Genomic DNA, 26,629 nt, shown 5'->3' on the forward strand with positions numbered 1-26,629 from the left:
GCTGTGTATAAGGCGGCCCTCGCAACCCACAGATCAGGTTGTGCTTTTTTACTTCACGGAGAGATTGCGATGTCCGAGCGGTGGACGCCCGAGTCCTGGCGCAGCAAGCCGGTGCTACAGGTGCCCGATTATCCCGACGCCAAGGCCCTGGCCGACGTCGAGGCGCAGCTTGCGACCTTTCCGCCGCTGGTGTTCGCGGGCGAGGCGCGCAATCTGAAGAAGTCGCTGGCCCGCGTTGCGGCCGGCGAGGCCTTCCTGCTCCAGGGCGGCGACTGCGCCGAGAGCTTTGCCGAGCACGGCGCCAACAACATCCGCGATTTCTTCCGCGTGCTGCTCCAGATGGCGGTGGTGCTGACCTATGCCGGCGCGGTGCCGGTGGTGAAGGTTGGCCGCATTGCCGGCCAGTTCGCAAAACCGCGGTCGTCGCCGACCGAGAAGATGAACGGCGTCGAGCTGCCGAGCTATCGCGGCGACATCGTCAACGACATCGCCTTCACCAAGGAAGCGCGCGTGCCGGACCCGCAGCGCCAGCTGATGGCTTATCGCCAGTCGGCTGCGACGCTGAACCTGCTGCGGGCGTTCGCGACCGGCGGCTTTGCCAATCTCGGCAGCGTGCATCAATGGATGCTCGGCTTCCTGAAGGACTCGCCGCAGTCCCGCCGCTACAAGGAGCTGGCTGACCGTATCTCCGACGCACTCAACTTCATGCAGGCCTGCGGCCTCGACCTCGAGAGCCATCCGGAGCTGCGCGCGACCGATTTCTACACCAGCCATGAGGCACTGCTGCTCGGCTACGAGCAGGCCATGACCCGCGTCGATTCCACCACCGGCGACTGGTACGCGACCTCGGGCCACATGATCTGGATCGGCGACCGCACCCGTCAGCTCGATCACGGCCATATCGAATATTTCCGCGGCATCAAGAACCCGATCGGCCTGAAGTGCGGCCCGTCGCTCAAGCCCGACGAGCTGCTGAAGTTGATCGACGTGCTCAACCCCGACAACGAGCCGGGCCGGCTGACGCTGATCAACCGGTTCGGCTCCGACAAGGTCGCCGACCATCTGCCGGGACTGATCCGCGCCGTGAAGCGCGAGGGCAGGGTTGTGGTCTGGTCGTGCGATCCCATGCACGGCAACACCATCACCTCGACGTCAGGCTACAAGACGCGCCCGTTCGACCGCGTCCTGTCGGAGGTGAAGTCGTTCTTCACCATCCACGCGGCGGAAGGCACGCACGCCGGCGGCGTGCATCTGGAGATGACCGGCCAGGACGTCACCGAGTGTATCGGCGGCGCCCGTGCGATCACCGACGAGGATCTCAACGACCGCTACCACACGGTCTGCGATCCCCGCCTCAATGCCGAGCAATCGATCGACATGGCTTTCCTGATCGCGGAGCTCCTCAAGCAGGAACGCGCCGGCAAGGCCAGGCCGATGCCGGTCGCCGCGGGGCTCTAACACCTTGCTGCGGATCTGGAAGGCGACGATCAATTCACGCAACGGTCTGGCCTTCGCGTTCCGGTCGGAGCAGGCCGTTCGCGAGGAGATTTTTGCGCTCATCCTGTCGGTGCCGCTGGCATGGTTCGTCGCCGCGACGGCGCTGCGGGCGGTCGAGCTGGTCTGTTCGGTTGCGTTCGTGCTGACGGTCGAGCTGCTCAACACCGCGATCGAGAAGCTTGCCGACCGCCTGACCATGGATCACGACAAGCAGATCGGCCGGGTCAAGGACATGGGCTCGGCCGCGGTCGGCGTTGCGCTGCTGATGGCCGGCGCGTTCTGGATCATCGCCATCGTCGAGCGATTGGGGTTCCTCTGAAGCGGAGTGCGGCGGCCATGACCGAACGTCTCAACGTATTCGCGGTCACGCTCGCCCAGCTCAATCCGACCATGGGCGACATCGAGGGCAATGCCGCGAAAGTGCGTGCCGCGCGCGCGCAAGCCAGGTCCGACGGCGCCGATCTCGTGCTGTTTCCGGAATTGTTCATCGCGGGCTACCCGCCGGAAGATCTGGTGCAGAAGCCGGCGTTTCAGGACGCCTGCCGCGCCGCGATCGAGGCGCTCGCGCGCGAGACCGCCGATGGCGGCCCGGCGATGCTGGTCGGCACGCCCTGGGTCGAGGACGGCAGGCTCCATAATGCCTGCGCGCTGCTCGATGGCGGAAAAATCGCAGCCTTGCGTTTCAAGTGCAATCTGCCGAATTACGGCGTGTTCGACGAGAAGCGGCTGTTTTCGCGCGGCCCTGCCGCAGGTCCCGTGACCGTACGCGGCGTGCGCATCGGCGTGCCGATCTGCGAGGACATCTGGCTGGAGGAGTCCGAGGATTACGAGAACGTGGTCGAGACGCTGGCCGAGACCGGCGCCGAGATCATCCTGGTGCCGAACGGCTCGCCCTATGCCCGCGACAAGAGCGACGTGCGCCTCTCTGTCGCCGTGGCGCGTGTCACCGAGAGCGGTCTGCCGCTGGTCTATCTCAACCAGGTTTGCGGCCAGGACGAGCTGGTGTTCGACGGCGGTTCCTTCGCGCTCAACGGCGATCTCTCGCTCGCGGCGCAATTGCCGGCGTTCGAAGAGAGCGTCACCACATTGCGCTTCACCAGGAACGGCGAGGATTGGCGCTGCGCCGGGCCGATTGCCGCGCAGCCCGAGGGCGACCACGCCGACTACGCCGCCTGCGTGCTGGGCTTGCGCGACTATGTCGCCAAGAACGGCTTTCCCGGCGTGCTGCTCGGCATTTCCGGCGGCATCGACTCCGCTCTCTGCGCGGCGATCGCGGTCGATGCGCTCGGTGCCGACCAGGTGCATGGCGTGATGCTGCCTTACCGCTACACCGCGGCGAGCTCGATCGCGGATGCGGGCGAGCTCGCCGGGCATCTCGGAATCCGCTACGAGGTGCTGCCGATCGCTGAAGCCGTGACCGGCTTCGAGACCATCCTGTCCGGCATCTTCAAGAATCTGCCGCCCGATATCACCGAGGAAAACCTGCAGGCCCGCACCCGCGGCACGCTGCTGATGGCGATCTCCAACAAGACCGGGCTGATGGTGGTGACGACCGGCAACAAGTCGGAAATGTCGGTCGGCTACGCCACGCTCTATGGCGACATGAACGGCGGCTTCAATCCGATCAAGGACATCTACAAGACGCAGGTGTTTCGGCTGGCCGCGCTGCGCAACCACTGGAAGCCCGACGGCGCGCTCGGGCCCGCGGGCGAGGTCATTCCGCCCGATATCATCACGCGTCCGCCGACGGCGGAGCTGCGCGAGAACCAGACCGACCAGGACTCGCTGCCGCCTTACGACGTGCTCGATGCCATCCTGGAGCGTCTGATCGAGCGCGAGGAGCCGCTCGACAAGATCATCGCCGCCGGCTTCGACCGCGAGACGGTCACCCGCATCGATCATCTGCTCAACGTCGCCGAATACAAGCGCCGCCAGGCCGCACCGGGCGTGAAGGTGACGGCCAGGAATTTCGGCCGCGACCGCCGTTATCCCATCACCAACCGCTTTCGCGACAAGGGCGAGCCGTCGCCTGCGGCGGACGAGACGCTGGTCTCGCGCGGCAGCAAGGCGTCGATCGACGCGTTCGAGGGCTGATGCGAGCCGCGCGGCGGGTCAGGCGATGGGGCCCCACCCCTGTCATCATCCGCGAAGGCGGATGATCCAGTACTCCGTGGCGGGCATTGTAGGAACCGACTGCTGACACGGGTTACTGGATGCCCCGCCTTCCCGGGGCATGACAGTGCAAATCAGCTTGCCGCTACGACGGGGTTGCGAAAAACATCACCCGAAGCAAGTGGGTGTATTCGGATTCGAGCACCATGATGGTCACAAACACCATTACCGCGATCGGCGGCAGCAGGATGGCATAGGTGAGGGCCAGCCGCTCCCAGGCCATGTGCATGAAGACGGCGACGATCAGGCCGGCCTTCAACACCATGAACAGCAGGATCAGCGACCACCTGAGGTAGCCGTGTAGGCCAAAGTAGTCGACAAGGTAGGAGCATGTGCTGAGGACGAACAACCAGCCCCAGACCACGAGGTAGAGCTTGATCGGGTGCTGTTGCCCTTTGGCGTGCACGGCTGCTGTTGCGACTGCGCCGTGCGCCGGAGCGTGGAGCTGGCCTTCCATGTGTACCGCCGCGTTTGTCATGCGCCGACCTCACCAAAGATAGAACAATGCAAAGATGAACACCCACACGAGATCGACGAAGTGCCAGTACAGGCCCATGATCTCGACGATCTCGTAATAGCCCTTGCGGCTTGTGAAGAAGCCGCGCCTCTCGACGTCGAAGTCTCCACGCCAGACCTTTCGCGCGATCGCGATCAGGAAGATCACGCCGATCGTCACGTGGGTGCCGTGGAAACCCGTGATCATGAAAAAGCTTGAGCCAAACTGCGCCGCGCCCCATGGATTGCCCCAGGGTCGAACGCCCTCCACGATCAGCTTGGTCCATTCGAACGCCTGCATTCCGACGAAGGTTGCGCCGAAGGCCGCCGTGACTAGCATCAGGATTGCGGTTCTCACGCGATCGCGGCGGTAGCCGAAATTGACGGCCATCGCCATTGTTCCGCTGCTGCTGATCAGGACGAAGGTCATGATGGCGATCAGGATCAGCGGGATGTGGTTGCCCCCGATATTGAGGGCGAAGACTTCGCTGGGATTCGGCCACGGCACGGTCGTGGACATGCGCGCCGTCATGTAGGAGAGCAGGAAGCAACTGAAGATGAAGGTGTCGCTGAGGAGGAAGATCCACATCATGGCCTTGCCCCAGGACACGTTCTTGAAGGCGCGCTGATCGGACGCCCAGTCGGCGGCGATGCCGCGCCAGCCTTCAAGCCGCGCAGGCGATTGGCCCGAATGTGTCAGCACGGTTTCAGCCATCTGGTCTCGCCTCCCTAGCTCAGCAATTGACGGCAGATGTTGACGAAATCGTCGGTCCAGCCCGTGAGAAGACCGAGCAGGACAAGCCAGACCAACAGCAGGAAGTGCCAGTAGATGGCGCACAGCTCCACGCTCAAGCGCATGTCGGCGATCTCGGTGCCGCGCCACACCTTGGCCGAGGTTCGCCCGAGGGCCACCAGGCCGCCCGTCAGATGCAGCCCGTGCACCGCAGTCAACAGGTAGAAGAAGGAATTGGCCGGATTGGATGCCATGAAATATCCGGCAGCCCCGAGCCGTTGCCAGGCCAGGAGCTGTCCGGCGAGGAAGATCACGGCAGATGCTCCGCCGGCGAGCAGACCGATCTTGACGCTCTCGGTATCGTGTCGCCCAGCAGCCACGTACGACCATTGCAGCGCGACACTGCTCAGGACCAGGACGCCCGTGTTGACCCACAGCAGCCGCGGGACCGGCAGCGGCCGCCAGTCCACCACGCTCATGCGCATCGAGTAGGCGCTGATGAAGAGGACGAACAGTGTGCTCGCGACAGCGAGAAACACGCCAAGTCCGACCTTCGCTGCCGGCCAGGTCATGCTATCGCCGCCGGGGAAATCACCGACCGAGCCTTCCTCCAGCCAGGGCTTGGCCATCAGCCGCTGCTGCGACAGCCACCATCCGGCGATCACCGCAAGCACAGCCAGGAACAGGATGATGGCGCTCACGAAGCAGCTCCCTGAACGAGCTGCGTCGCGCGTGGCGGCTGGTTCTGCGGAATGAAGTCCTCCGCAGCACCGGGCACACTGTAGTCATAGGCCCAGCGGTACACGACCGGGAGCTCCTTGCCCCAGTTGCCGTGCCCGGGGGGCGTCTCCGGCGTCTGCCACTCCAGCGTCGTCGCCCGCCACGGATTGCCGCCTGAGGCCTCACCCTTGAACAGGCTCCAGGCAAGATTGAACAGGAACACCATCTGGCTGAAGCCGACGGTCAAGGCCACCACGGAGATGAAGGCGTTCAGTGTATGGGCCGAGGACGGGATGAACGCCGTGTCGCCGAGTTCGAAATACCGGCGCGGAACCCCGAGCAGTCCAAGATAGTGCATGGGGAAGAAGATCAGGTAGGCGCCGAGGAAGGTGACCCAGAAGTGAAACTTGCCGAGGAGGTCGTTCAGCATCCGTCCCGTGACCTTGGGGTACCAATGATAGATCGCGCCGAGCACGACCATGATCGGCGCCACGCCCATCACCATGTGGAAATGCGCGACCACGAACATGGTGTCCGAGAGGGGCACGTCCACGACGACGTTGCCGAGGAAGAGGCCGGTGAGGCCGCCATTCACGAAGGTGATGATGAAGCCGAGGGCGAACAGCATCGGCACCCTGAGATGAATGTCGCCGCGCCACAGCGTCAGCACCCAGTTGTAGACCTTGATCGCGGTGGGGATGGCTATGATGAGCGTCGTGGTGGCGAAGAAGTACCCGAATTGCGGGAACATGCCGCTCACATACATGTGGTGCGCCCACACGACGAAGCTGAGCGCACCAATCCCCACGATCGCCCAGACCATCATGCGGTAACCGAAGATGTTCTTGCGCGCATGCGTGCTGATCAGATCCGAGACGATGCCGAAGGCGGGCAGGGCGACGATGTAGACCTCGGGGTGGCCGAAGAACCAGAACAGGTGCTGGAAGAGCAGCGGGCTGCCGCCGCCATATTTCGAAAGCGTGCCCATCTCGACGAGGGAGGGCATGAAGAAGCTGGTTCCCAGGAGACGGTCGAGCAGCAGCATGACCGAGGCAACGAAGAGCGCAGGGAATGCCAGCAGCGCCATGACGGTCGCCGTGAAAATGCCCCACACCGTGAGGGGCAGGCGCATCAACGTCATGCCGCGGGTGCGCGCCTGCAGCACCGTGACCACGTAATTGAGCCCGCCCATGGTGAAGCCGATGATGAACAGGATCAGGGACGACATCATGAGAATGATGCCCCAATCCTGCCCGGGCGTTCCGGAGAGGATGGCTTGTGGCGGGTATAGCGTCCAGCCGGCGCCGGTGGGGCCGCCGGGCACGAAGAATGTCGAAGCCAGCACCAGGACTGCGAGCAGGTAGACCCAGTAGCTCAGCATGTTCACATAGGGGAAGACCATGTCCCGGGCGCCGACCATCAGCGGGATCAGGTAGTTGCCGAAGCCGCCGAGGAACAATGCGGTGAGTAGATAGATCACCATGATCATGCCGTGCATGGTGATGAACTGGAGGTACTGGTTGGCATCGATGAAAGAGAAGGTGCCGGGGAATCCCAGTTGCAGTCGCATCAGCCACGACAGCACCAGGGCCACCAGCCCGATGGCCGAGGCCGTCAGCGAATACTGAATGGCGATCACCTTGGCGTCCTGCGAGAAGACATACCGTGTCCACCAGCTCCTTGGATGATAGAGCTCGACTTCAGGTACTTCGGCAGGCGGGATGCCTGCGATCCCTTCATATGGAATATCGACCATAGAAACCTCCTCGGTCGTTTCCATCGGGGGTGAGGCATTGGCCTCGTGCACCCGATCTTCGCAGCGGCAGCCTGCTACTTGCCACCGGATTGGTACGTCGCCTTCACGACAGCTCTTGCCGGCGACAATTCGGCAAACGTCTTTTGTTGCTCAAGCCAAGCGTGATATTCACGCTCTTCGTCGACGATGACCTTGGCCCGCATCTGATAATGAGCAGCGCCACAGAGCTCCGCACATAGAACATCGAACGTTCCGGTTCGGATCGGCGTTATCCAGAAGTAGGTCACCATGCCAGGGACCATGTCCATCTTGGCGCGGAATTCGGGCACGTAGAAATCGTGCAGGACATCAACCGAGCGGAGGAGAACCTTGACCGGCTTTCCCATTTGAAGGTGCAGGTCGCCGTTCTCGATTACGACGTCGTCCTGCGCGTGCGGGTCGTCACGATTGAGTCCCATCGGATTGTCGGAAGCGATGTTGCGGACATCGGATGTGCCCAACCGCCCATCCTTGCCTGGAAGGCGGAAGCTCCATTGCCATTGCTGGCCCATGACCTCGACTTCGGTGGCATCCGCAGGCACCGTCACGAACTGGTGCCAGACCACGAGACCAGGCGCCAGCATGGCCGCGACTCCGACGCCGGTCCCGACGCTCAGCCACCATTCGAGCTTTTTGTTTTCCGGATTGTAGTCGGCCCGTCTTCCCTCTTTGTGGTGAAAGCGGAAGACGCAATAGGCCATGAAGGCGATGACCGCGACGAAAACGAATCCCGTGATCCAGAACGTGATGCTGATGGTGTGGTCGATATAGGCCCAGTTCGTGGCGATCGGCGTCCACCACCACGGGCTGTAGAGGTGAAACAGCACCGAGCCGATCGCGACCAGAAGCAGTATCAGTGCGACAGCCATCCTGATCCATCCTTGCCATCGAAGGCTACGGATACGAATCCAGGGCGGAGCTCACGTCTGTCGCGATGGCGGACTTTCTCTACGCGGACATCTATGCTGACATATGCGCCATCACCGCGCCTCTTGCCTCGCCCATTCAACCAGTCGCGATATTCAAGAGGAAGACCGCGACCGCTGGGGGCGTCCAGGCATTTAAAATGATCCCCCGCGAACCCGGCGTCAATAGCATGTCAACACGCTTACGCGGCGTGGGCGATCGATGTTGCCGTGCGAGCTGGCGAGCGTCAGTCGCATTCTCGATGTGATGCATCGCACAAAATATGCGACGCACAATTCACCCCGCCGGGAGCGCTGGTCATTCCAGATCGCGCGCGCTAAGCTCGGGGCGCAGGTCGCGACGGGTTTCGTCCGGCTAAGCTCCTTCCTCGTTGAGCCTGGAACTGCCGTACTCGGCTCGATCGCGTCTCCCGCACATAAGGGCGGATACGCGCGGCCGGAAAGCGCGCCGTTTGCCGCCGCGACTTTCAGCAGAGGAGGGTGTGTCCATGGCCACTCTTTATCCCGACAACATCATAAAGCGGCACCTGTTCGGCGAAGCGGCCTCCTACCCCATTCGCAAGATCAGCTTGTCCGACCTGACCGAGGCCCTACGCCTGGGTTGGGAGGATTTCCAGGCGATGCCGAGCCACGCGATCGTCGTGTGCGTGATTTATCCCGTTCTCGGTCTCGTCCTGTTCAGGATGGTTCTCGGCTATTCGGTGCTGCCGCTCCTGTTTCCGCTGGCTGCCGGCTTTGCCTTGATCGGCCCTTTTGCCGCGATCGGTCTCTATGAACTCAGCCGGCGTCGCGAGCGCGGCGAGGAGGTCGATGCATGGGATGCGATCAAGGTGCTGCGCGCACCGTCGTTCGGCGCCATGGTCGAGCTCGGCGTGCTCCTGCTGGTCCTGTTCGGGGCCTGGATCGGTGTCGCGAACGCAATCTATGTCACGATCTTCGGTCACGCGGCGGCCGCAAGCATTCCCGACTTCGCAACGCGCGTGCTGACGACGCCGGAGGGCTGGTCGCTCGTCATCGTCGGTTGCGGTTGTGGCTTCCTGTTTGCGGTTGTGGCCCTGTGCGTCAGCGTCGTGTCGTTTCCGTTGATGCTCGACCGGCATGCGACTGCGATCGACGCGATCCGCACGTCGCTCCGAGCGGTGGCCGCGAATCCGGTTGCGATGGCCGGATGGGGCCTCATCGTCGCGGCGCTGCTCGTGATCGGCTCGCTGCCGTTCTTCGTCGGTCTCGCTGTCGTCCTGCCGGTGCTCGGTCATGCCACCTGGCACCTCTATCGGCGGGTGGTCGAGCCGAATCCGAATCCACCGGACGAGCCGCCGCCGCCCCCGAAGGGAAAGCGCTACGCAGCGGACTTTCCGGCCAATCTCTTCCCGTGGAGCCGCGAGGGTAAGCAGTAACAGCGAAACGGCCGCACCTGGCGGCCGCCTTCGCGGGGCATGACGGGTTAGAGCCTACTTCTGCTGCGGCAGGAACGTCGGGCCGACCGAGCGGATCGGCTTGTTCTCCGACGAATTGGTGGCCGTGCCGGTATCCGCAGGCGCTGCCGCAGCCGGTGCGCTGGCCGTCGTCGGCGCGGGGGCCGCGCCCTTCTTGGCAGTCGCAGGCGTGCCCTTGTTGAGCCGCTGCTGCTGCATCTTCTTGGCGCTCTCCTCGGTGACGATGATGTCACCCTGCTGCTCGGCCGCCGCCTTGTCGTCGGCGGATTTCAGCGCGTCGGCCCAGGTCTGGCCTGCGGCCTTGCAGGAGCAGGACGGGTTGAACTCGCTGCGGAATTTGAACGCGGTCGGCAGCGCCGTGTAGGGCTGGCCGCTGGTGGAGACCGCGGAGTTCATGTCCTCGCCGGGATTGCGATGAGTGTAGAGCACGGCTTCCGCGGCCGGGCACAGCGCCTTGCAGGTCTTCTCGTCGTCGGGGAAGCGCGCCGGCACGGTGGCAAACGAGACCGGGAAGTAGGCGCCATCGCAGGTGCGCACGCACACGGTGCGGTAGGTGCCAGATTGCGGTCCGAGATCGGAGGGCGGCACGCCTTGCGGATTGTTGGGGTTGTTGCCGCCGCCGCCGAACAGATTGTTCAGGAAGTTGCCGCCGCCTTGCGATTGCGCGGCGTTGGCATATTGCGGGCCGCAATTGTTCTGCGCCAGCGCCGCCAGCACCGAGCGGCGCTGGTTGTCGCGCTCCGGGCTGAAGCCGCCGGGGCCGCCGCCGCGCAGGCGTTCGAGATTGCCGGTGATCTGGTCCAGATTGGCGCGCATCTGCTGGATCTGGGTGTTAACCGGACCGCATTGCGCCGACTGGCCGTTGAACAGCGAGAAGAAGCCGGAGGAATCGCAGCCCATGCGCTTGGCCTGCATGGTGACCCGGTCGAGCTCGGCCTGCTGCTTGGCCTGGGAATCCTGGTAGCGGCGGATCTGGTCTTCGCGCGCGGGGTCGCCACCGCCGCCGCCACGATCGAGCCCGGCGAGCTGGCCTTCCAGCCGCACGCACATCGGATTGGGGCCAAGCCCGTTCTGGCCGGGCTGAGGCGGCGGGCCGGCTTGCGCGAAAGCACCGTTGGCGAGCACGACCGTGCTCAGAAGCACGGTGCAGGCAAGGATGGAGCGAGCACGGGAGAGAGACAAAAATTCAGGCATATCCGCCATTCTAGCGAGGTCACGGCCCGGCGTGATTTTGGGGGCCGACGCGCGCCCTCCAATAGCCGCTTCCTGCGGCATCGTCACGTCGTTTCAGGGGCCGAAAACTGGTCCTAAGGTCCCCCAGCTCCGAGGGAATTCAGCGCTGGCAGGTGATTGCGACATATTCGTCGCAATGGCCATGGGAGCAGTTTGCGCCAGTTTTGGGGACAGAGCCGGTAATTTCGTCGGGATCGACCCGGCGGTAGGCCGAGGCCAGGGCAAAATCGCGTGACTGGCAATAGGTGCGCGCGACCTGTGCGCCGCATTTCTCACCCTTGGCGAGGCACTGGTCGACACCGTAGCCATCCGCCTGGTTGGCGATGATGAAGACGCGGGTCTCGGCGAACGCGCTGGATGCCGCGATGATGGAGGCACAAGAGACGAGCGCGAGCAGGGATCGCATGGGTGCACCGGGGCTTTAGGGAACCGCCGGGTTCCAAGTAAACTCAAAAGGTTAAGGATGATGAACCATCAAGGCGGGGCGGCCGCGCTTTGCGGAGATAAAACGGCGTTTTCGCGGCTCTCTTGACGCGGGGGCGCCTGATAGCCCATATGTGGCCACATGTACGGTCTCCTCGCCATTTGTGGCATTTGCCGCGAGATTACGAGCTAGCGATTCGCTGGCTGGAGCCGTCTTTTCTCAAAAACATTGAGAGCCTCGGACGCCCGGCCAACAGCCGACGGGTATCCATATGGAATTGCGCCTTTACGATACGCTGAGCCGGGACAAGCGCACCTTCGTGCCGCTCGATGCGAAGAACGTCCGCATGTATGTCTGCGGACCGACCGTCTACGACTTCGCCCATATCGGCAATGCGCGGCCGGTGATCGTGTTCGACGTGCTGTTTCGGCTGCTGCGCCATCTCTATGGCGAGGCGCACGTGACGTATGTCCGCAACATCACCGACGTCGACGACAAGATCAACGACCGCGCCGCGCGCGATTTTCCAGGGCTCCCGCTCAACGAGGCGATCCGCAAGGTCACCGAGCAGACCGGCACGCAGTTTCACGCCGACGTCGACGCGCTCGGGGCGCTTCGGCCGAGCGTCGAGCCGCGCGCGACCGAGCATATCGGCGAGATGCGCGAGATCATCGAAAGGCTCATCAAGGGCGGCTTTGCCTATGCAGCCGAGGATCACGTGCTGTTCTCGCCGCAGGCGATGAACGCGGCCAATTCCGGCCTGCCGCGCTATGGCGCGCTGTCCAATCGCTCGCTGGACGAGATGATCGCCGGCGCTCGCGTCGATGTCGCGCCCTACAAGAAGGACAACACCGACTTCGTGCTGTGGAAGCCGTCCAAGCCGGGTGAGCCGGCATGGCCGTCGCCGGCCGGGATCACCGCGCAGGGACGCCCGGGCTGGCACATCGAGTGCTCGGCCATGGCCTGGAAGCATCTCGGCGAGTATTTCGACATCCACGGCGGCGGTATCGACCTCGTGTTTCCGCATCACGAGAACGAGGTCGCGCAAACCTGCTGCGCCTTTCATCAGCAGCGTATGGCGAACTACTGGATGCACAACGGCTTCCTCCAGGTCGAGAGTGAGAAGATGTCGAAGTCGCTCGGCAACTTCGTCACCATCCACGAGCTCCTCGCCGACTGGCCGGGCGAGGTGCTGCGCTTGAACATGCTGAAGACGCATTACCGCTCGCCGATCGACTGGACCCTGAAGTCGCTGGAGGAGAGCGCCAGGACGCTCGACGACTGGTATCGGGTCGCGGCCGACGCCGAGCCCGGCCAGCCGGCCGCGTCCGTGGTCGAGCCGCTGCTCGATGACCTCAACACGCCGCTGGCGATCGCGGCGCTGCACGGCCTGCGTGGCATCGACGTGAGCGCGCTGGCGGGCTCGTTGCGCCTGCTCGGCTTCCTCTCCGAAAGCGCTGCGCAGTGGGAAGGGCGCAAGCAGCAGGCCAGCGGGGTCGATGCCAGGGAAGTCGAGCGCCTGATCTCGGAGCGGACGGCCGCCCGTAGCCGCAAGGACTTCAAAGAGTCCGACCGTATTCGCGATCTGCTTGCCGCGATGGGCGTTGCGATCAAGGACTCCAAGGACGGGACGACGTGGGAGGTCGCGCGATGAAGCGGCCCGACACGCCTTTTCCGCGGCACTGGCTCTATTACATCGCGCTGAAGATCCTGCTGCTCGTGGCCGCCGTGGCGCTGGCGCTGAAACTCTATGGGATGTGGTGAAGACGATGGGACAGACTTTGCCAAAACCCGGCTTGCGGCCGTTCCTGCCTGATGACGTGCCGGTTCTCGCCGCGATCTTCACGGCAAGCATCGAGGAGCTGACCGGCGAAGACTACAACGAGGCGCAGCAGCAGGCCTGGATGGAAGCGGCGGAAACCGAAGAGTTCGGCAAGCGGCTCGCGGCCGACCTGACGCTGGTCGCGACGCTGGAGGGCTCGCCCGTCGGCTTCGCCTCGCTGCGCGGGGCCGATCACATCCATATGCTCTATGTGCATCCCGCCGTGACCGGTCAGGGCATCGCGACCATGCTGGTGGACGCGCTGGAAAAGCTCGCCGGCGGCCGTGGCGCGACCAGCCTGTCGGTCGATGCCAGCGACACCGCGCAAAACTTCTTCGCCAAGCGCGGCTATGTCGCCATGCAGCGCAACAGTATCACCATCAACGACGAGTGGCTCGCCAACACCACGATGAAGAAGACGCTCGGAGCTGCGCAATGAGCAAGGAGCGTCTCTATCTGTTCGACACCACGCTGCGCGACGGGGCGCAGACCAACGGCGTCGATTTCACCCTGACCGACAAGCAGGTCATCGCGGCGATGCTCGACGATCTCGGCATCGACTATGTCGAGGGCGGCTATCCCGGCGCCAATCCGACCGACACCGAGTTCTTCGGCACCAAGCCCAAGCTCAAGCATGCGCGCTTCACCGCCTTCGGCATGACGCGCCGGGCAGGGCGTTCGGTCTCCAACGATCCCGGCGTGGCCGGGCTCCTTGAAGCGAAGGCCGATGCGATCTGCTTCGTGGCGAAGTCCTCGGCCTATCAGGTGCGCGTCGCGCTGGAGACGACGAAGGAAGAAAATCTGGCGTCGATCCGCGACAGCGTCGCGGCGGCGAAGGCAGCGGGCCGCGAGGTCATGCTCGACTGCGAGCACTTCTTCGACGGCTACAAGGAGGATTCAACCTTCGCGCTCGCCTGCGCCAAGGCCGCCTATGAGGCCGGCGCGCGCTGGGTGGTGCTGTGCGACACCAATGGCGGCACCATGCCGAACGAGATCGAGGCCATCGTCACCGAGGTGACGAAGCACATCCCGGGCGACCATGTCGGCATCCACGCCCATAACGACACCGAGCAGGCCGTGGCCAATTCGCTGGCCGCGGTGCGGGCCGGCGCGCGGCAGATCCAGGGCACGCTGAATGGTCTCGGCGAGCGCTGCGGCAACGCCAATCTGTGCTCGCTGATCCCGACGCTGAAGCTCAAGAAGGAGTTTTCCGACGCCTTCGAGATCGGCGTCACGCCCGAAAAGCTCGCAACTCTCGTCAAGGTCTCGCGCACCCTCGACGACATGCTCAACCGCGTGCCGAACCGGCATGCGGCCTATGTCGGCGAGAGCGCCTTCGTCACCAAGACCGGCATTCATGCTTCCGCCGTGCTGAAGGACCCGCAGACGTATGAGCATGTGCTGCCGGAATTGGTCGGCAATCATCGCAAGGTGCTGGTGTCAGACCAGGCCGGACGCTCCAACGTCATCGCGGAGCTGGACCGGGCCGGCATTGCCTACGAGAAGAGCGATCCCAAGCTGACGCGGCTGGTCGAGGAATTGAAGGAGCGCGAGGCGGCGGGCTACGCCTATGAATCCGCCAACGCCTCGTTCGACCTCTTGGCGCGGCGCACGCTCGGCAAGGTGCCGCATTATTTCGAGGTCGAGCAGTTCGACGTCAACGTCGAGCAGCGCTACAATTCGCACGGTGAGCGCGTCACCGTCGCGCTTGCCGTGGTCAAGGTCGACGTCGCCGGCGAGCGTTTGATCTCGGCCGCGGAAGGCAACGGTCCCGTCAACGCGCTCGACGTCGCGCTGCGCAAGGATCTCGGCAAGTACCAGAAGTACATCGAGGGCCTGACGCTGATCGACTACCGCGTCCGTATCCTCAACGGCGGCACCGGCGCGGTCACGCGCGTGCTGATCGAGAGCGAGGACGAGAACGGCGATCGCTGGACCACGGTCGGCGTGTCCCCGAACATCATCGACGCCTCGTTCCAGGCGCTGATGGATTCGGTGATCTACAAGCTGGTGAAGTCGGGGGCGCCGGCGTAGGGGACGGCAATGTAAGGGACGGCGCGGCCACAAACGCCGTCATTGCGAGGAGCGAAGCGACGAAGCAATCCAGAATCGTTCCGCGGAGGGGCTCTGGATTGCTTCGCTTCGCTCGCAATGACGAGGGGAGGGAGCACGGCATATGATCGACCACATCTCCGTCGGCGTCACCGATCTCGATCGCTCTGCAAAATTCTACGAGACCACGCTCGCGGCCCTCGGGCTCGCGCGCCTCGTCGTGCGGCCGCGGACGGTCGGCTTCGGCAAGACCTATCCCGAGTTCTGGATCAACTTACGCGAGGGGATGCCGCGCGTGGCAGCGGAGAGCGGCGTGCACATCTGCCTGCGGGCGAAGACGACGGCCGAGGTCGATGCGTTTCACGCCGCGGCGCTGTCCGCCGGCGGTGCGTCCGACGGCGCGCCGGGCATCCGTCCGCATGACCGCGTGCGCTACTACGCGGCCTTCGTGACCGATCCCGATGGCAACCGGATCGAGGCGGTGACGTTTCCGGCGGAGTAAGGCGCTAGAGCTTGCGCGCCACTTCCGGGGCGAGCTGCGTTTCAGATTCGGCGATCTGTGCCGCTGCCGCTTTCAGCTTCGGCAGAATATCCTCGACGCGATCGGCCTTGAGGATGTCGACCGAAAGGCCGGCGCGGATGAACTCGGTCTGGCGCATGTGCGACAGCAGCGAGAACAGCGGCTCCCAGAAATTGTCGATGTTGGCTAGCAGCACCGGCTTGGCGTGACGGCCGAGCTGTTTCCAGGTCAGCTGCTCCACCAGCTCTTCGAGCGTGCCAACGCCGCCCGGCAGCGCCACGAAGGCGTCGGAGCGCTCGAACATCAGCCGCTTGCGCTCGTGCATGTCGGGGGTGACGATCATCTCCTGCACGCGGGTCAGCGCGTTCTCGCGCTTCCGGAGGAATTCAGGAATGATGCCGGTGACGGTGCCGCCGTGATCGAGCACGGAGGTCGCGACCGAGCCCATCAGGCCGAGCGAGCCGCCGCCATAGACCAGGCGGACGTTGTTCTCGGCGAGAGCCTTGCCGAACGCCTTGGCGCCTTCGGTGAAGCTGGGATTGGTTCCTGGGCCGGAGCCGCAATAGACGCAGACAGTTTTGATCGTGCTCATTGGTGCCATGATGCATTGCAGCGCAGGGGCGTCAAGCCCAATCGGTGATTCGGATCACCCGGAAATCTACCGGTAAATGGCGACAAACAATCAAAGATTCGCCATCTGGCGGGGTGCGCTGGCATCGGGAAGGCTCTATATGACGGGCGAAAACCGCAAATCGTAACGCTGCCCGCACCCGGCGGGCTTTCAGGCTTCTTGATGGACCAACCTCAATCGTTCGACGGCGCAGACGTTCCCGATCCTCCCGCAGGGGGAGCGCTGGAGCGAGCCACGCTGATGGGCACGCTGGCGCATCTGTGGCCCTATATCTGGCCGGGCGACCGTTTCGACCTGAAGATGCGGGTGGTCTGGTCGATGGTGCTGCTGCTCGCCGCCAAGCTGATCACGCTGACCGTGCCGTTCAGCTTCAAATGGGCGACGGATGCGCTGACCGGCGCCAACACCGCACCGGTGCAGCCCGACAACTGGCACCTCTGGGTGATCGCCTCGCCATTGCTGCTGACCGCAAGCTATGGCGTGACGCGCATCCTGATGGCGGTGCTGACGCAATGGCGCGACGGCATCTTCGCTCGCGTCGCCATGCATGCGGTGCGCAAGCTCGCCACCATCACCTTCATCCACATGCACGAGCTGTCGCTGCGCTTTCACCTCGAGCGCAAGACCGGCGGCCTGACCCGCGTGCTCGAGCGCGGCCGCGAGGGTATCGAGGTCATCGTGCGCATGGTGATCCTGCAGCTGATCCCGACCATCGTCGAGGTCACGCTGCTGCTGGCGGTGCTGCTGTGGCAGTTCGACTGGCGCTACGTGGTCGCGACGCTGATCACGGTCGCGGTCTACATGTACTACACCTACATCGCGACCGAGTGGCGGATCGGGATCCGCCGCAAGATGAACGATTCCGACACCGAGGCGAACACCAAGGCGATCGACTCGCTGCTCAACTACGAGACGGTGAAATATTTCAGCGCCGAGGCGCGCGAGGCGCAGCGCTACGACCGCTCGGTCGCGCGCTACGAGGAGTCGAGCGTCCAGGCCTATACGTCGCTCGCGGTGCTCAACACCGGCCAGGCCGTGATCTTCACGTTCGGGCTGACCGCGACCATGCTGATGTGCGCGATCGGCGTGCGCAACGGCACCAACACGGTCGGCGATTTCGTGCTGGTCAATGCCATGATGATCCAGCTCTACCAGCCGCTGAATTTCATGGGCATGGTCTATCGCGAGATCAAGCAGGCCATCATCGACATCGAGAAGATGTTTGGCGTGCTCGGCCGCGAGGCCGAGATCAAGGATGCGCCCGATGCGCAGCCGCTGGTGATCTCGGCCGGCAATCTGCGTTTCGATGACGTGCGATTTGCCTATGAGCCGACGCGGCCGATTCTCAAAGGCATCAGCTTCGAGGTGCCGGCCGGCAAGACGGTCGCGATCGTCGGCCCGTCCGGGGCGGGCAAGTCGACCATCTCGCGGCTTCTGTTCCGCCTCTACGACGTGTCCGGCGGCAAGATCCTGATCGACGGCCAGGACATCCGCGAGGTCACGCAGGATTCACTGCGCGCCTCGATCGGAATGGTGCCGCAGGATACGGTGCTGTTCAACGATACCATCCGCTACAACATCCGCTACGGCCGCTGGGATGCTGATGATGCCGAGGTCGAAGAGGCGGCGCGGCTGGCGCAGATCGATCATTTCATCCGCATGGCGCCGATGGGTTACGAGACCCAGGTCGGCGAGCGCGGCCTGAAGCTCTCGGGCGGCGAGAAGCAGCGCGTCGCCATCGCGCGCACCGTGCTCAAGGCGCCGCCGATCCTGGTGCTGGACGAGGCGACCTCGGCGCTCGATACCCACACCGAGCACGAGATCCAGGGCGCGCTCGACCGCGTGGCGAAGAACCGCACCTCGCTGGTGATCGCGCACCGGCTTTCCACCATCGTCGGCGCCGACGAGATCATCGTGCTGGACCAGGGCCGCATCGCCGAGCGGGGCACCCACGCCAAGCTGCTCGTGCAGGGCGGCCTCTATGCCAGCATGTGGAACAGGCAGCGCGAGGCCGAGGCGGCACGCGAGAAACTGGCCAAGATGGCGGATTCCAGCGAGGCGCCCAACCGGGAGCCGCCGCCGGTCGACGACGCCCTCGCGACGTCAGCGGCCGCGGAGTGACCTTGTCTCGGGTCCCAACTCTGGCCTAAACAACTCCACCGCGCGGGGACGACCCGGCGCCATCAACTTCCAGGCGGCAGATAGCGATGTCCATCCTCGATTCGATCCAGCGTCAGATCCCGCCGATCCACAAGGAGGGCTATCCCTTCATTGGCGGCTTTGCGCTGGCAAGCCTGATCCTGTTCTGGCTGTGGTCGCCGCTCGGGTGGATCGGCACGATCCTGACCGTGTGGTGCGCACTGTTCTTCCGCGACCCCGTGCGCGTGACGCCGGTGCGCGAGGGGCTCGTGGTGTCGCCGGCCGACGGCCGCGTCTCGATGATCACCATGGCGCTGCCGCCGGCCGAGCTCGGGCTCGGCGACCGGCCGCTGCCGCGCATCTCGGTGTTCATGAGCGTGTTCAACTGCCATGTGAACCGCAGCCCGATCGCGGGCAGGGTGGACCGCATCGCCTACCGGCCCGGCCTGTTCATCAACGCCGAGCTCGACAAGGCGAGCGAGGACAATGAGCGCAACTCGCTCGTGATCACGACGCCGACGGCGCGGATCGGCGTGGTCCAGATCGCGGGGCTCGTCGCCAAGCGCATCGTCTGCTTCGTCAGGGAAGGGCAGGCGATCGGGGCGGGCGAGCGGTTTGGCCTGATCCGCTTCGGCTCGCGCCTCGACGTCTATTTGCCCCTGGGTACCAAGGCGCTGGTGTCGGAAGGGCAGACGGCGATCGCCGGGGAGACGATTTTGGCCGATCTTGCCGGGGACGACCCAAGCCGCGCCTACCGCGCCAATTAACCAATAGTCGGTCCAAAGGGGCCTTCCGCCGCAATGGCGGAGGGGAACAGGGCTTGCTATATCTCGCATTGAGATAAGGACGAGCCATGACGCCCTACGACTTCAAGGATCCCGACGTCCGCCGCCGGCGGTTCCGCCCGATTCCGGTGCGGATGCTGGTGCCCAACGTCATCACGCTGCTGGCGATCTGCGCCGGCCTGACCTCGATCCGGCTGTCGATCGAGGGGCGGATGACGCTCGCGGTCTACGCCATCGTGTTCGCGGCCGCGCTCGACGGCATCGATGGTCGCGTCGCGCGCATGATCAAGGGCCAGTCCAAGTTCGGCGCCGAGCTCGACAGCCTCGCCGACTTCGTCAATTTCGGCGTCGCGCCCGGCCTGATGCTGTACTTCTGGCAGTTGCACGAGCTCGGCAATGCCGGCTGGATCGCCGCCATGGTGTTCGCGATCTCCGGAGGCTTGAGGCTCGCGCGCTTCAACGCCACCATGGACGATCCGAACAAGCCGGCCTTCGCCGCCAATTTCTTCACCGGCGTGCCGGCGCCGGCCGGCGCGATCACCGTGCTGCTGCCGATCTACGTCGCGTTTCTCGATCTCGGCCGGCTGCCCGCGGCGGTGACGGCGGCCTATACGCTCTTGATCGCCTTCCTGATGGTGTCGCGTCTGCCGGTATTCTCTGGCAAGACCAAGCGCATGCGCGTGCCGCCCGAGCTGGTGCTGCCGGCGTTCGTCGCGGTGATCGTGTTCATCGCTATCCTGATCGCCTATCCCTGGCACGTGCTGTCGATCGGCACGGTGCTGTATCTGCTCGGTCTGCCGCTCGGCTACAAATCCTATCGCGACCAGGCGCGCGCGATGGCGGCCACCGCGCCGTCGGGAGGCGAGGTCCCGTCGCCGCCTTCGGCGCCGACGCTGGCCAATTTGTCGGAGCCGCCACACGACGACGACGACCGGCCCGGACGGCTGCACTAAAGCGCGATGAGATTTGGCTGAATCGTCATCGCGCTTTAGGTCGTTGTTTGAGCATGATCTTTTCGGAAAACCGCTGCGCACTTTTCCGGATCATGCACTGAGCGGTTTTCGCGGATATCTGCCATGAAGGCGGCCGAGTTGGGTTGAAGCCCGATCTCGGCTATATCGCCCTGTGCCGGCGGCACCGCGCCAACAGCGGCCGCCAATCTGGGAGAGAACGCCGTGACTGATACCGCGACCGGGCTGCTGCCCGCTGCCGTCCTCGAAGCGCTGGGCCGCTATGACACGCCGACGATCTGCAATGCCATGGAGATCGTGGCGCCCGAGCGCCGGTTGATCGGCTACACCACCAAGCAACTGGTCTGCCCATTTCCCGACCTGCCGCCGATCGTCGGTTATGCCCGCACGGTTGCGATCCGCTCGGTGCTGAAGTCCTCGCTGCCGGCCGAAGAGCAGTCCAAGCGCCGCATCGAATATTACGAATATGTCGGCACCGGCCACGGTCCGCGTATCTCGGTGATCCAGGACATCGACGGTCCCGACGTCGGCTACGGCGCGTTCTGGGGCGAGGTGCAGAGCAACGTGCACAAGGCGCTCGGTTGCCTCGGTGTCATCACCGACGGCTCGATCCGCGACATCCCGCAATGGGCCCCTGGCTTCCAGGCGCTGGCCGGCTCGATCGGCCCGTCGCATGCCTGGGTGCATGCGGAAAGCTTCGGTGGCGAGGTCCGCGTTGCCGGCATGACCGTGAAATCCGACGACCTGATCCACGCCGACCAGCACGGCGCGATCGTGATCCCGCTCGACATCGCCGCAAAGCTTCCCGAGGCTGCCGAACTCTGTGGCCGCCGCGAGACGCCGATCCTGGAGATCGCGCGCAGCCCCGACTTCTCGCTGGAGAAGCTGAAGGCCGCGCTGAAGCGCTCGGCGGAGATTCACTAACGGGCGACCGAACGACTTACGGCCGCGTTGCCGGCCGTGGGCCGCCCTGTTCCGTCAGAAACAGGGCGGCCTGATCCGGCTCGCCGAAGACTGCGGCGGCGCATCCGATCAGGGTGAAGCCGCCGGCGAGATCCCAGAGGGTGATGTCGTCGGCATTATCAGGGACGTGAATCAAGCGCGCTGCGATCACGGCAAAGCCCGCCTCGACAAACAGCAAGACGCTGAACGCCGGCAGGACGAGCCCTGGCTCGAGCAGGTGGAGCGCCAGCACCGCCGGCAGCGCGGTGAGAAGACCGAACAGCGTCAACATGGCAAAACGGCTCCTGCAATGGAGCATGCCGCCCGGCGATAGAATACTGCATGATCTCTCGTCGCGGATGTGGCGCAGGGCCGCAGTCGGAGGACGCACAATGAAGATGACTGGCAAAACCGTCCTGATCACCGGTTCGACGGACGGCGTCGGCCGTCACGTCGCGCGCCGGCTGGCCGAAGCAGGTGCGAGGGTCCTGATCCACGGCCGCGATGCCGTGCGCGCGAAAGCGCTGATCGACCAGATCGTGCAGGCCGGCCACGCCGCGCCGACATTCTACCAGGCCGACTTGTCGTCGATGTCAGGCACGCGAGAGCTCGCTGCGGCCGTTCTCCGCGATCACCACCGTCTCGATGTGTTCGTCAGCAACGCCGGCATCGGCTCGCAGAACGACGGACCGCAACGGCAGGAGAGTCCGGACGGCTACGAACTGCGCTTTGCGGTGAACTATCTCTCGGGCTTCCTGCTTGCGCACTTGCTGCTGCCGCTGCTGAAGTCCGCGGCACCTTCGCGTGTCGTCAATGTTGCCTCTCTCGGTCAGCATCCGATCGATTTCGACGACGTCATGATCAGCAAGGGCTACAGCGGCTCGCGCGCCTACGCCCAGAGCAAGCTCGCGCAGATCATGTTCACCATCGACTTCGCGGAGGAATTGAAGCGCATGGGCATCACCGTCAACGCGCTGCATCCGGCGACCTACATGAACACCACGATGGTGCGCGCCGGCGGCATCACGCCGATCTCGACGGTGGAGCAGGGCGGTGCGGCGATCCTGCACCTCGTCGAAGGCGACGACGTCGCCGGCAAGAGCGGACTGTTCTTCAACGGCATGAACGAGACCCGCGCCAATCCGCAGGCCTACGATGCCGGCGCACGCAGGCTCCTGCGCGCACTCAGCCTCGAACTGACCGGGCTTTCGTCCTGAGCTGCCGTCCTGGCGCAACGCAACCATGGTTAGCGAAGTGTTGAGATTCCCGTCGGTCGCGGGCAAAGCCGGCGCCCTGTCAGCGCGCTGCGTCGGTCTGGCGCCCCGGCTCAACTTAACCTTTACGCGGCTTTAAGGGGGGCACTCTAGGGTTTCCGATGCGGTTCGGGGTTGGGCCGCGCCAGCGGCCAGGACGGCCGTTGTTGCGTTCGCGTTGGAGTGTCCCATGGATATCATGACGAGCGTCGGGCTCATTGCGGGCATCATCGTCATTACGGCGATGATCTTCATGGGCGGCGACCTCCACATGTTCATCTCCGAACATGCCATGATCATCATCTTCGGCGGCTCGGTCTCGGCCACCATGATCCGCTTTCCGCTCAGCGCGCTCCTGCACGGCCTTCCGCTCGGCGCCAAGTTCGCTTTCGCCATGAGCCGCCTGTCGGCGCACGACCTCGTCGACGAGCTCGCCCGCATCGCCGAGATCGCTCGCAAGCAGGGCCCGGTCGGCCTCGAAAAGGTCGAGACCGACGAGCCGTTCCTGGCCAAGGGCATCCGCTACGTCGCCGACGGCTACGACCTCGACTTCATCCGCGACAATCTCGAGCGCGACCGCGACAACTTCCTCATGCACCTCGACGAAGGCAGCAAGATCTACCGCGCCATCGGCGACTGCGCCCCGGCCTTCGGCATGATCGGCACCCTGATCGGCATGGTGCAGATGTTCGCCAACATGACCGATCCCTCCAAGCTCGGTCCGTTCATGGCGACCGCGCTGCTCGCGACCCTGTACGGTGCGCTCGTCGCGAACCTGTTCTGTCTGCCGATCGCCGACAAGCTGCACGGCAAGCTGCTCGACGAGGAAACCAACCGCACGCTGATCATCGACGGCATCCTGATGATCCGTGACTCCAAGAGCCCGACGCTCGTGCGCGAAATGCTGCTGGCCTATTTGCCGGAGAAGCATCGTCACGCCGAGGGCGAGCCGGTGCCGGCGTAAAGCCGCCGCCCGGGATCTCGAGAGATGGCCAAGAAGAAGCGCGGCGATGCTCACGGTGGCGGTCACGGCTGGTTCGTGACCTTCGCCGACCTGATGGGCCTGATGATGAGCTTCTTCGTGATGCTCGTGGCGTTCTCGACCCAGGACGCCAACAAGCTGAAGATCGTCGCCGGCTCCATGCGCGACGCATTCGGCGTGCAGAGCGAAGCGCGCTACGCCGGCATCGTCGAGTCCGACGGCCTGCCGACCCGCCCGCGGCTGAAGAACGTCGACCACATCCAGCCCGAGGACGCCTCCAACACGCCGACGCCGGATCAGGAGGACCGCGACCGCACGTCGGGCGCGAAGATCAAGGTCGACCGCAACTTTGCGCTCGCCGCGGCCTCGCTGCGCCAAGCGTTGCAGGACATGCCGGAACTGACCGAGATGTCCAAGCACATCATGTTCGAGGAGACCAAGCAGGGGCTCAACCTGGAGATCGTCGACCAGGATGGCCGCTCGATGTTCGCCGACGGCTCCAAGGTGCCGTATGACCGCACCCGCCGCCTGATCGAGAAGCTCGCGATCCCGCTGAAGGCAACGCCGCTCCGTGTCTCCATCGCCGGCCACACCGCCGCCGGATTCGTGCCGACCCGCAGCGACTATGGCGCCTTCGACCTGTCGGCCGATCGCGCCAATGCCGTGCGTCAGATCCTCGAACGCGAGGGCCTGCCGCCGTCTCACATCTTCGCCGTCGCCGGCAAGGCGGACACTCAGCCGCTGTTTCCGGACGATCCCTCGCTCGCGGCCAACCGGCGGGTGACGATCACGCTGATGCGCGAGGATCCGCCGCTGCCGCCGAATTTGAAGCCGTAGAGCGTTTCACGCGAAGCGGCCGCCGGTTTCGCGTGAAGAAAACGCGTCTAACCCGGAATCTCGAGCCGCGTTCCGCTTCCCTTGGAGCGGACGGCTCCAGGCACTTGCGCTACCATCTTACCTGAGGCATGTCGTCGCGCTAACAACGATCGTTGCTGCGCCGTCACAGCATCCGCCCCGGCGGCTGCTATGGTGGTGTGCCGATTGACAGGCGCGCCGGAACGGTCAAAAGGCGCCGGATCAATTCTCGGGAAGAAGCGTTTCTCATCTCACATGACGGCGAGCATCACATCGACCGACGCTCAGGACGGGCCGGTCACCTCGGGTTTCTGGGGCCTGACGCTCGGAAGCATCGGTGTTGTCTTCGGCGATATCGGCACCTCGCCGCTGTACGCATTCCACGAGGCGGTCAGGGGCGCGGCCCATGGCGAGCCGGTCTCGCGGGTCATGGTGCTCGGCGTGCTCTCGCTGATCCTCTGGGCGCTCTTTATCGTCGTCACCGCCAAATACGTCCTGCTGCTGCTGCGCGCCGACAATAACGGGGAGGGCGGCACGCTCTCGCTGATGGCGCTCGGCCAGCGCGCGCTCGGGCGGCGAAGCTGGTTCCTGCTCGCGCTCGGCGTGGTCGGCGCCTCCATGTTCATCGGCGATTCCATGATCACGCCGGCAATCTCGGTGCTGTCGGCGGTCGAGGGTCTGAAGCTCGTGACCCCCGCCTTCGACCACTATGTCGTACCACTCACCGTCATCATCCTGGTGTTGCTGTTCGCGGTCCAGAGCAAGGGGACGGCGCTGGTGGCCTCGGCCTTCGGGCCGGTGATGGTGGTCTGGTTCACCGTTCTTGCGGTGATGGGCGCCGTGCACATCGCCGACGATCCGTCGGTGCTGGCGGCCATCAATCCCTATTACGCGCTGCAATTCCTGCTGTCGCACGGCACGATCGGCCTGGTGACGCTCGGCGCCGTGTTCCTGGCGGTGACGGGCGGCGAGGCGCTCTACGCCGATCTCGGCCATTTCGGCCGCAAGCCGATCCAGTCGGCCTGGATGTTCTTCGTGCTGCCCGCGCTCCTGATCAACTATTTCGGGCAGGGCGCGCTGGTGCTGTCCGATCCCAGCGCGATCGAGCATTCGTTCTATCGCATGGTGCCGGAGAGTCTGGTGCTGCCGCTGGTTGGACTTGCGACCGCGGCGACCGTGATCGCGAGCCAGGCCGTGATCACCGGCGCCTATTCGCTGGTCTATCAGGCGGTGCAGCTTGGCCTCCTGCCGCGCTTCGAGGTGCGCTACACCTCCGAGACCCATGCCGGCCAGATCTATCTGCCGCGTGTGAACCGGCTGCTGCTGATCGGCGTGATGCTGCTGGTGCTGTTGTTCCACACCCCCAGCAATCTGGCTTCGGCCTACGGCATCGCGGTCTCCACCACGATGGTCGCCGACGGCGTCATGGGCTTCGTCGTGATCTGGAAACTGTGGAACTGGCGCGCCGCGACGGCTGCGGCGGTGATCGTGCCCTTCGTCGTGGTCGACATCAGCTTCTTCAGCGCCAATCTGCTCAAATTGCTCGAGGGCGCCTGGGTGCCGCTGCTGTTCGGCGCGGTCATGGCCGGGACCATCTGGACCTGGCGCAAGGGGACGGGGATCCTGCTCCAGAAGACGCGCCGGATCGAGGTGCCGCTCGACGACCTGATCCGCAGCCTCGAGAAGCGCCCGCCGCACATCGTCAAGGGCACCGCGGTGTTCCTGACCAGCGATCCGGCCTTCGTGCCGACCGCGCTGCTGCACAATCTCAAGCACAACAAGGTGCTGCATGAGCACAACGTGGTCCTGACCATCGAGACCGCGCACACGCCGCGGGTCGAGCTGTCCGAGCGGTTCCGCATGGAGAAGATCAGCGACAAGTTCTCCAAGGTCAGGCTGCGCTTCGGCTACATGGAGCAGCCGAACGTGCCGAAAGCGCTGGCGATCGCGCGCAAGCAGGGCTGGCAGTTCGACATCATGTCGACCTCGTTCTTCGTGTCGCGAAGGTCGCTCAAGGCCTCGGCCCAGTCGGGCATGCCGCTGTGGCAGGACCATCTCTTCATCGCGCTGAGCCGGTCCGCCAACGACGCCACCGACTATTTCCAGATTCCGACCGGGCGGGTGGTTGAAGTCGGCACCCAAGTCACCATCTGAACGCAATTGGCCAAGTCATGCAAATTTCGCATGGCAAGGGCCCAAAATCGGGCTAGGCTATGCCGGCAGCGCAGGACTATAAGCCGCGCGCT

24 protein-coding genes and 1 pseudogene are annotated in these 26,629 nt (G+C 64.5%); 16 read left to right on the forward strand and 9 right to left on the reverse strand.

Features of this window, described 5'->3' with window-relative positions:
- The first annotated feature begins 69 nt into the window (after positions 1-69).
- Genes AB7535_RS10355 through AB7535_RS10365 form a run of 3 tightly spaced genes read left to right on the forward strand, consistent with a single transcriptional unit; the run spans position 70 to position 3,591 of the window.
- Positions 70-1,458 (forward strand): class II 3-deoxy-7-phosphoheptulonate synthase, encoded by a 1,389-nt coding sequence (locus AB7535_RS10355; protein WP_439036184.1) that lies wholly within the window; start codon positions 70-72, stop codon positions 1,456-1,458.
- Between the two features lie 4 nt (positions 1,459-1,462).
- Positions 1,463-1,816, forward strand: coding sequence for a diacylglycerol kinase (locus tag AB7535_RS10360; RefSeq protein ID WP_014496149.1), 354 nt, complete (start codon positions 1,463-1,465; stop codon positions 1,814-1,816).
- A gap of 17 nt (positions 1,817-1,833) precedes the next feature.
- On the forward strand, positions 1,834-3,591 hold the full coding sequence (locus AB7535_RS10365) for an NAD+ synthase (protein WP_439036185.1): 1,758 nt from the start codon (positions 1,834-1,836) through the stop codon (positions 3,589-3,591).
- A gap of 163 nt (positions 3,592-3,754) precedes the next feature.
- Here the strand turns inward: AB7535_RS10365 and AB7535_RS10370 are convergent, their stop codons facing one another.
- The 5 genes from AB7535_RS10370 to AB7535_RS10390 all read right to left on the reverse strand — a co-directional run bounded on the left by AB7535_RS10370 (position 3,755) and on the right by AB7535_RS10390 (position 8,281).
- A complete protein-coding gene (locus AB7535_RS10370; RefSeq protein WP_085404837.1) occupies positions 3,755-4,147 on the reverse strand; it encodes a cytochrome C oxidase subunit IV family protein in 393 nt (130 codons plus the stop codon).
- A 9-nt stretch (positions 4,148-4,156) separates the two neighbouring features.
- The gene (locus tag AB7535_RS10375) at positions 4,157-4,879 is read right to left on the reverse strand and encodes a heme-copper oxidase subunit III family protein (RefSeq protein WP_439036186.1); all 723 of its coding nucleotides are present in this window, start codon (positions 4,877-4,879) and stop codon (positions 4,157-4,159) included.
- A gap of 14 nt (positions 4,880-4,893) precedes the next feature.
- Positions 4,894-5,598 carry a cytochrome c oxidase subunit 3 gene (locus AB7535_RS10380; RefSeq protein WP_085404835.1) on the reverse strand — a complete coding sequence of 235 codons (705 nt, stop codon included), beginning with the start codon at positions 5,596-5,598 and terminating at the stop codon, positions 4,894-4,896.
- Positions 5,595-7,373: a cbb3-type cytochrome c oxidase subunit I gene (locus AB7535_RS10385; RefSeq protein ID WP_166094331.1), complete on the reverse strand. Its 1,779-nt coding sequence runs from the start codon at positions 7,371-7,373 to the stop codon at positions 5,595-5,597. Before AB7535_RS10385 ends, AB7535_RS10380 begins: the two co-directional genes overlap by 4 nt.
- A 74-nt stretch (positions 7,374-7,447) precedes the next feature.
- Entirely contained in the window at positions 7,448-8,281 is an 834-nt protein-coding gene (locus AB7535_RS10390) for a cytochrome c oxidase subunit II (protein WP_071915136.1), read from the reverse strand.
- Positions 8,282-8,826: 545 nt separating this feature from the next.
- Between AB7535_RS10390 and AB7535_RS10395 the strand changes: the two genes are divergently transcribed.
- Positions 8,827-9,735 (forward strand): DUF2189 domain-containing protein, encoded by a 909-nt coding sequence (locus AB7535_RS10395; RefSeq protein ID WP_063983984.1) that lies wholly within the window; start codon positions 8,827-8,829, stop codon positions 9,733-9,735.
- 54 nt (positions 9,736-9,789) lie between these two features.
- Here the strand turns inward: AB7535_RS10395 and AB7535_RS10400 are convergent, their stop codons facing one another.
- Positions 9,790-10,977, reverse strand: coding sequence for a DUF2865 domain-containing protein (locus AB7535_RS10400; protein WP_439036187.1), 1,188 nt, complete (start codon positions 10,975-10,977; stop codon positions 9,790-9,792).
- 130 nt (positions 10,978-11,107) lie between these two features.
- Complete coding sequence (locus AB7535_RS10405) at positions 11,108-11,413, reverse strand: hypothetical protein (protein ID WP_439036188.1); 306 nt, start codon at positions 11,411-11,413, stop codon at positions 11,108-11,110.
- Positions 11,414-11,702: 289 nt separating this feature from the next.
- Between AB7535_RS10405 and cysS the strand changes: the two genes are divergently transcribed.
- The 4 genes from cysS to AB7535_RS10425 all read left to right on the forward strand — a co-directional run bounded on the left by cysS (position 11,703) and on the right by AB7535_RS10425 (position 15,807).
- Positions 11,703-13,085: a cysteine--tRNA ligase gene (cysS, locus tag AB7535_RS10410; protein ID WP_439036189.1), complete on the forward strand. Its 1,383-nt coding sequence runs from the start codon at positions 11,703-11,705 to the stop codon at positions 13,083-13,085.
- Between the two features lie 115 nt (positions 13,086-13,200).
- Complete coding sequence (locus AB7535_RS10415; RefSeq protein ID WP_063986451.1) at positions 13,201-13,692, forward strand: GNAT family N-acetyltransferase; 492 nt, start codon at positions 13,201-13,203, stop codon at positions 13,690-13,692.
- Entirely contained in the window at positions 13,689-15,287 is a 1,599-nt protein-coding gene (gene cimA, locus AB7535_RS10420) for a citramalate synthase (protein WP_439036190.1), read from the forward strand. Before AB7535_RS10415 ends, cimA begins: the two co-directional genes overlap by 4 nt.
- Positions 15,288-15,429: 142 nt before the next feature.
- A complete protein-coding gene (locus AB7535_RS10425) occupies positions 15,430-15,807 on the forward strand; it encodes a VOC family protein (RefSeq protein WP_247307112.1) in 378 nt (125 codons plus the stop codon).
- A gap of 4 nt (positions 15,808-15,811) precedes the next feature.
- On the opposite strand, the gene AB7535_RS10430 is transcribed toward AB7535_RS10425, so the two are convergent.
- Positions 15,812-16,417 (reverse strand): TIGR00730 family Rossman fold protein, encoded by a 606-nt coding sequence (locus AB7535_RS10430; RefSeq protein ID WP_071915130.1) that lies wholly within the window; start codon positions 16,415-16,417, stop codon positions 15,812-15,814.
- Between the two features lie 201 nt (positions 16,418-16,618).
- Between AB7535_RS10430 and AB7535_RS10435 the strand changes: the two genes are divergently transcribed.
- The 4 genes and pseudogenes from AB7535_RS10435 to AB7535_RS10450 all read left to right on the forward strand — a co-directional run bounded on the left by AB7535_RS10435 (position 16,619) and on the right by AB7535_RS10450 (position 21,275).
- Positions 16,619-18,577 carry an ABCB family ABC transporter ATP-binding protein/permease gene (locus AB7535_RS10435; RefSeq protein ID WP_166094388.1) on the forward strand — a complete coding sequence of 653 codons (1,959 nt, stop codon included), beginning with the start codon at positions 16,619-16,621 and terminating at the stop codon, positions 18,575-18,577.
- A 77-nt stretch (positions 18,578-18,654) separates the two neighbouring features.
- A pseudogene (locus AB7535_RS10440) lies at positions 18,655-19,362 on the forward strand (phosphatidylserine decarboxylase); the annotation flags it as partial.
- A gap of 86 nt (positions 19,363-19,448) precedes the next feature.
- The gene (locus tag AB7535_RS10445; protein WP_166094396.1) at positions 19,449-20,333 is read left to right on the forward strand and encodes a CDP-alcohol phosphatidyltransferase family protein; all 885 of its coding nucleotides are present in this window, start codon (positions 19,449-19,451) and stop codon (positions 20,331-20,333) included.
- 222 nt (positions 20,334-20,555) lie between these two features.
- Entirely contained in the window at positions 20,556-21,275 is a 720-nt protein-coding gene (locus tag AB7535_RS10450) for an RraA family protein (RefSeq protein ID WP_166094401.1), read from the forward strand.
- Between the two features lie 16 nt (positions 21,276-21,291).
- Here AB7535_RS10450 and AB7535_RS10455 read toward each other — a convergent pair whose 3' ends face one another.
- Complete coding sequence (locus AB7535_RS10455; protein ID WP_166094405.1) at positions 21,292-21,585, reverse strand: hypothetical protein; 294 nt, start codon at positions 21,583-21,585, stop codon at positions 21,292-21,294.
- 100 nt (positions 21,586-21,685) lie between these two features.
- On the opposite strand from AB7535_RS10455, the gene AB7535_RS10460 reads away from it, so the two are divergent.
- From AB7535_RS10460 to AB7535_RS10475, 4 genes are all read left to right on the forward strand, one after another.
- Positions 21,686-22,510, forward strand: coding sequence for an SDR family NAD(P)-dependent oxidoreductase (locus tag AB7535_RS10460; RefSeq protein WP_166094418.1), 825 nt, complete (start codon positions 21,686-21,688; stop codon positions 22,508-22,510).
- Positions 22,511-22,736: 226 nt separating this feature from the next.
- Positions 22,737-23,510 (forward strand): motility protein A, encoded by a 774-nt coding sequence (locus AB7535_RS10465; RefSeq protein WP_439036191.1) that lies wholly within the window; start codon positions 22,737-22,739, stop codon positions 23,508-23,510.
- Positions 23,511-23,534: 24 nt separating this feature from the next.
- Positions 23,535-24,365, forward strand: a complete 831-nt coding sequence (locus tag AB7535_RS10470; protein ID WP_014496126.1) for an OmpA/MotB family protein — start codon at positions 23,535-23,537, stop codon at positions 24,363-24,365.
- A gap of 273 nt (positions 24,366-24,638) precedes the next feature.
- Positions 24,639-26,537, forward strand: a complete 1,899-nt coding sequence (locus tag AB7535_RS10475) for a potassium transporter Kup (RefSeq protein ID WP_439036192.1) — start codon at positions 24,639-24,641, stop codon at positions 26,535-26,537.
- Positions 26,538-26,629: the final 92 nt, after the last annotated feature.

It is taken from the genome of Bradyrhizobium sp. 956_D2_N1_4, from assembly GCF_052076025.1.
In the GTDB taxonomy this organism is placed as follows: domain Bacteria; phylum Pseudomonadota; class Alphaproteobacteria; order Rhizobiales; family Xanthobacteraceae; genus Bradyrhizobium; species Bradyrhizobium barranii.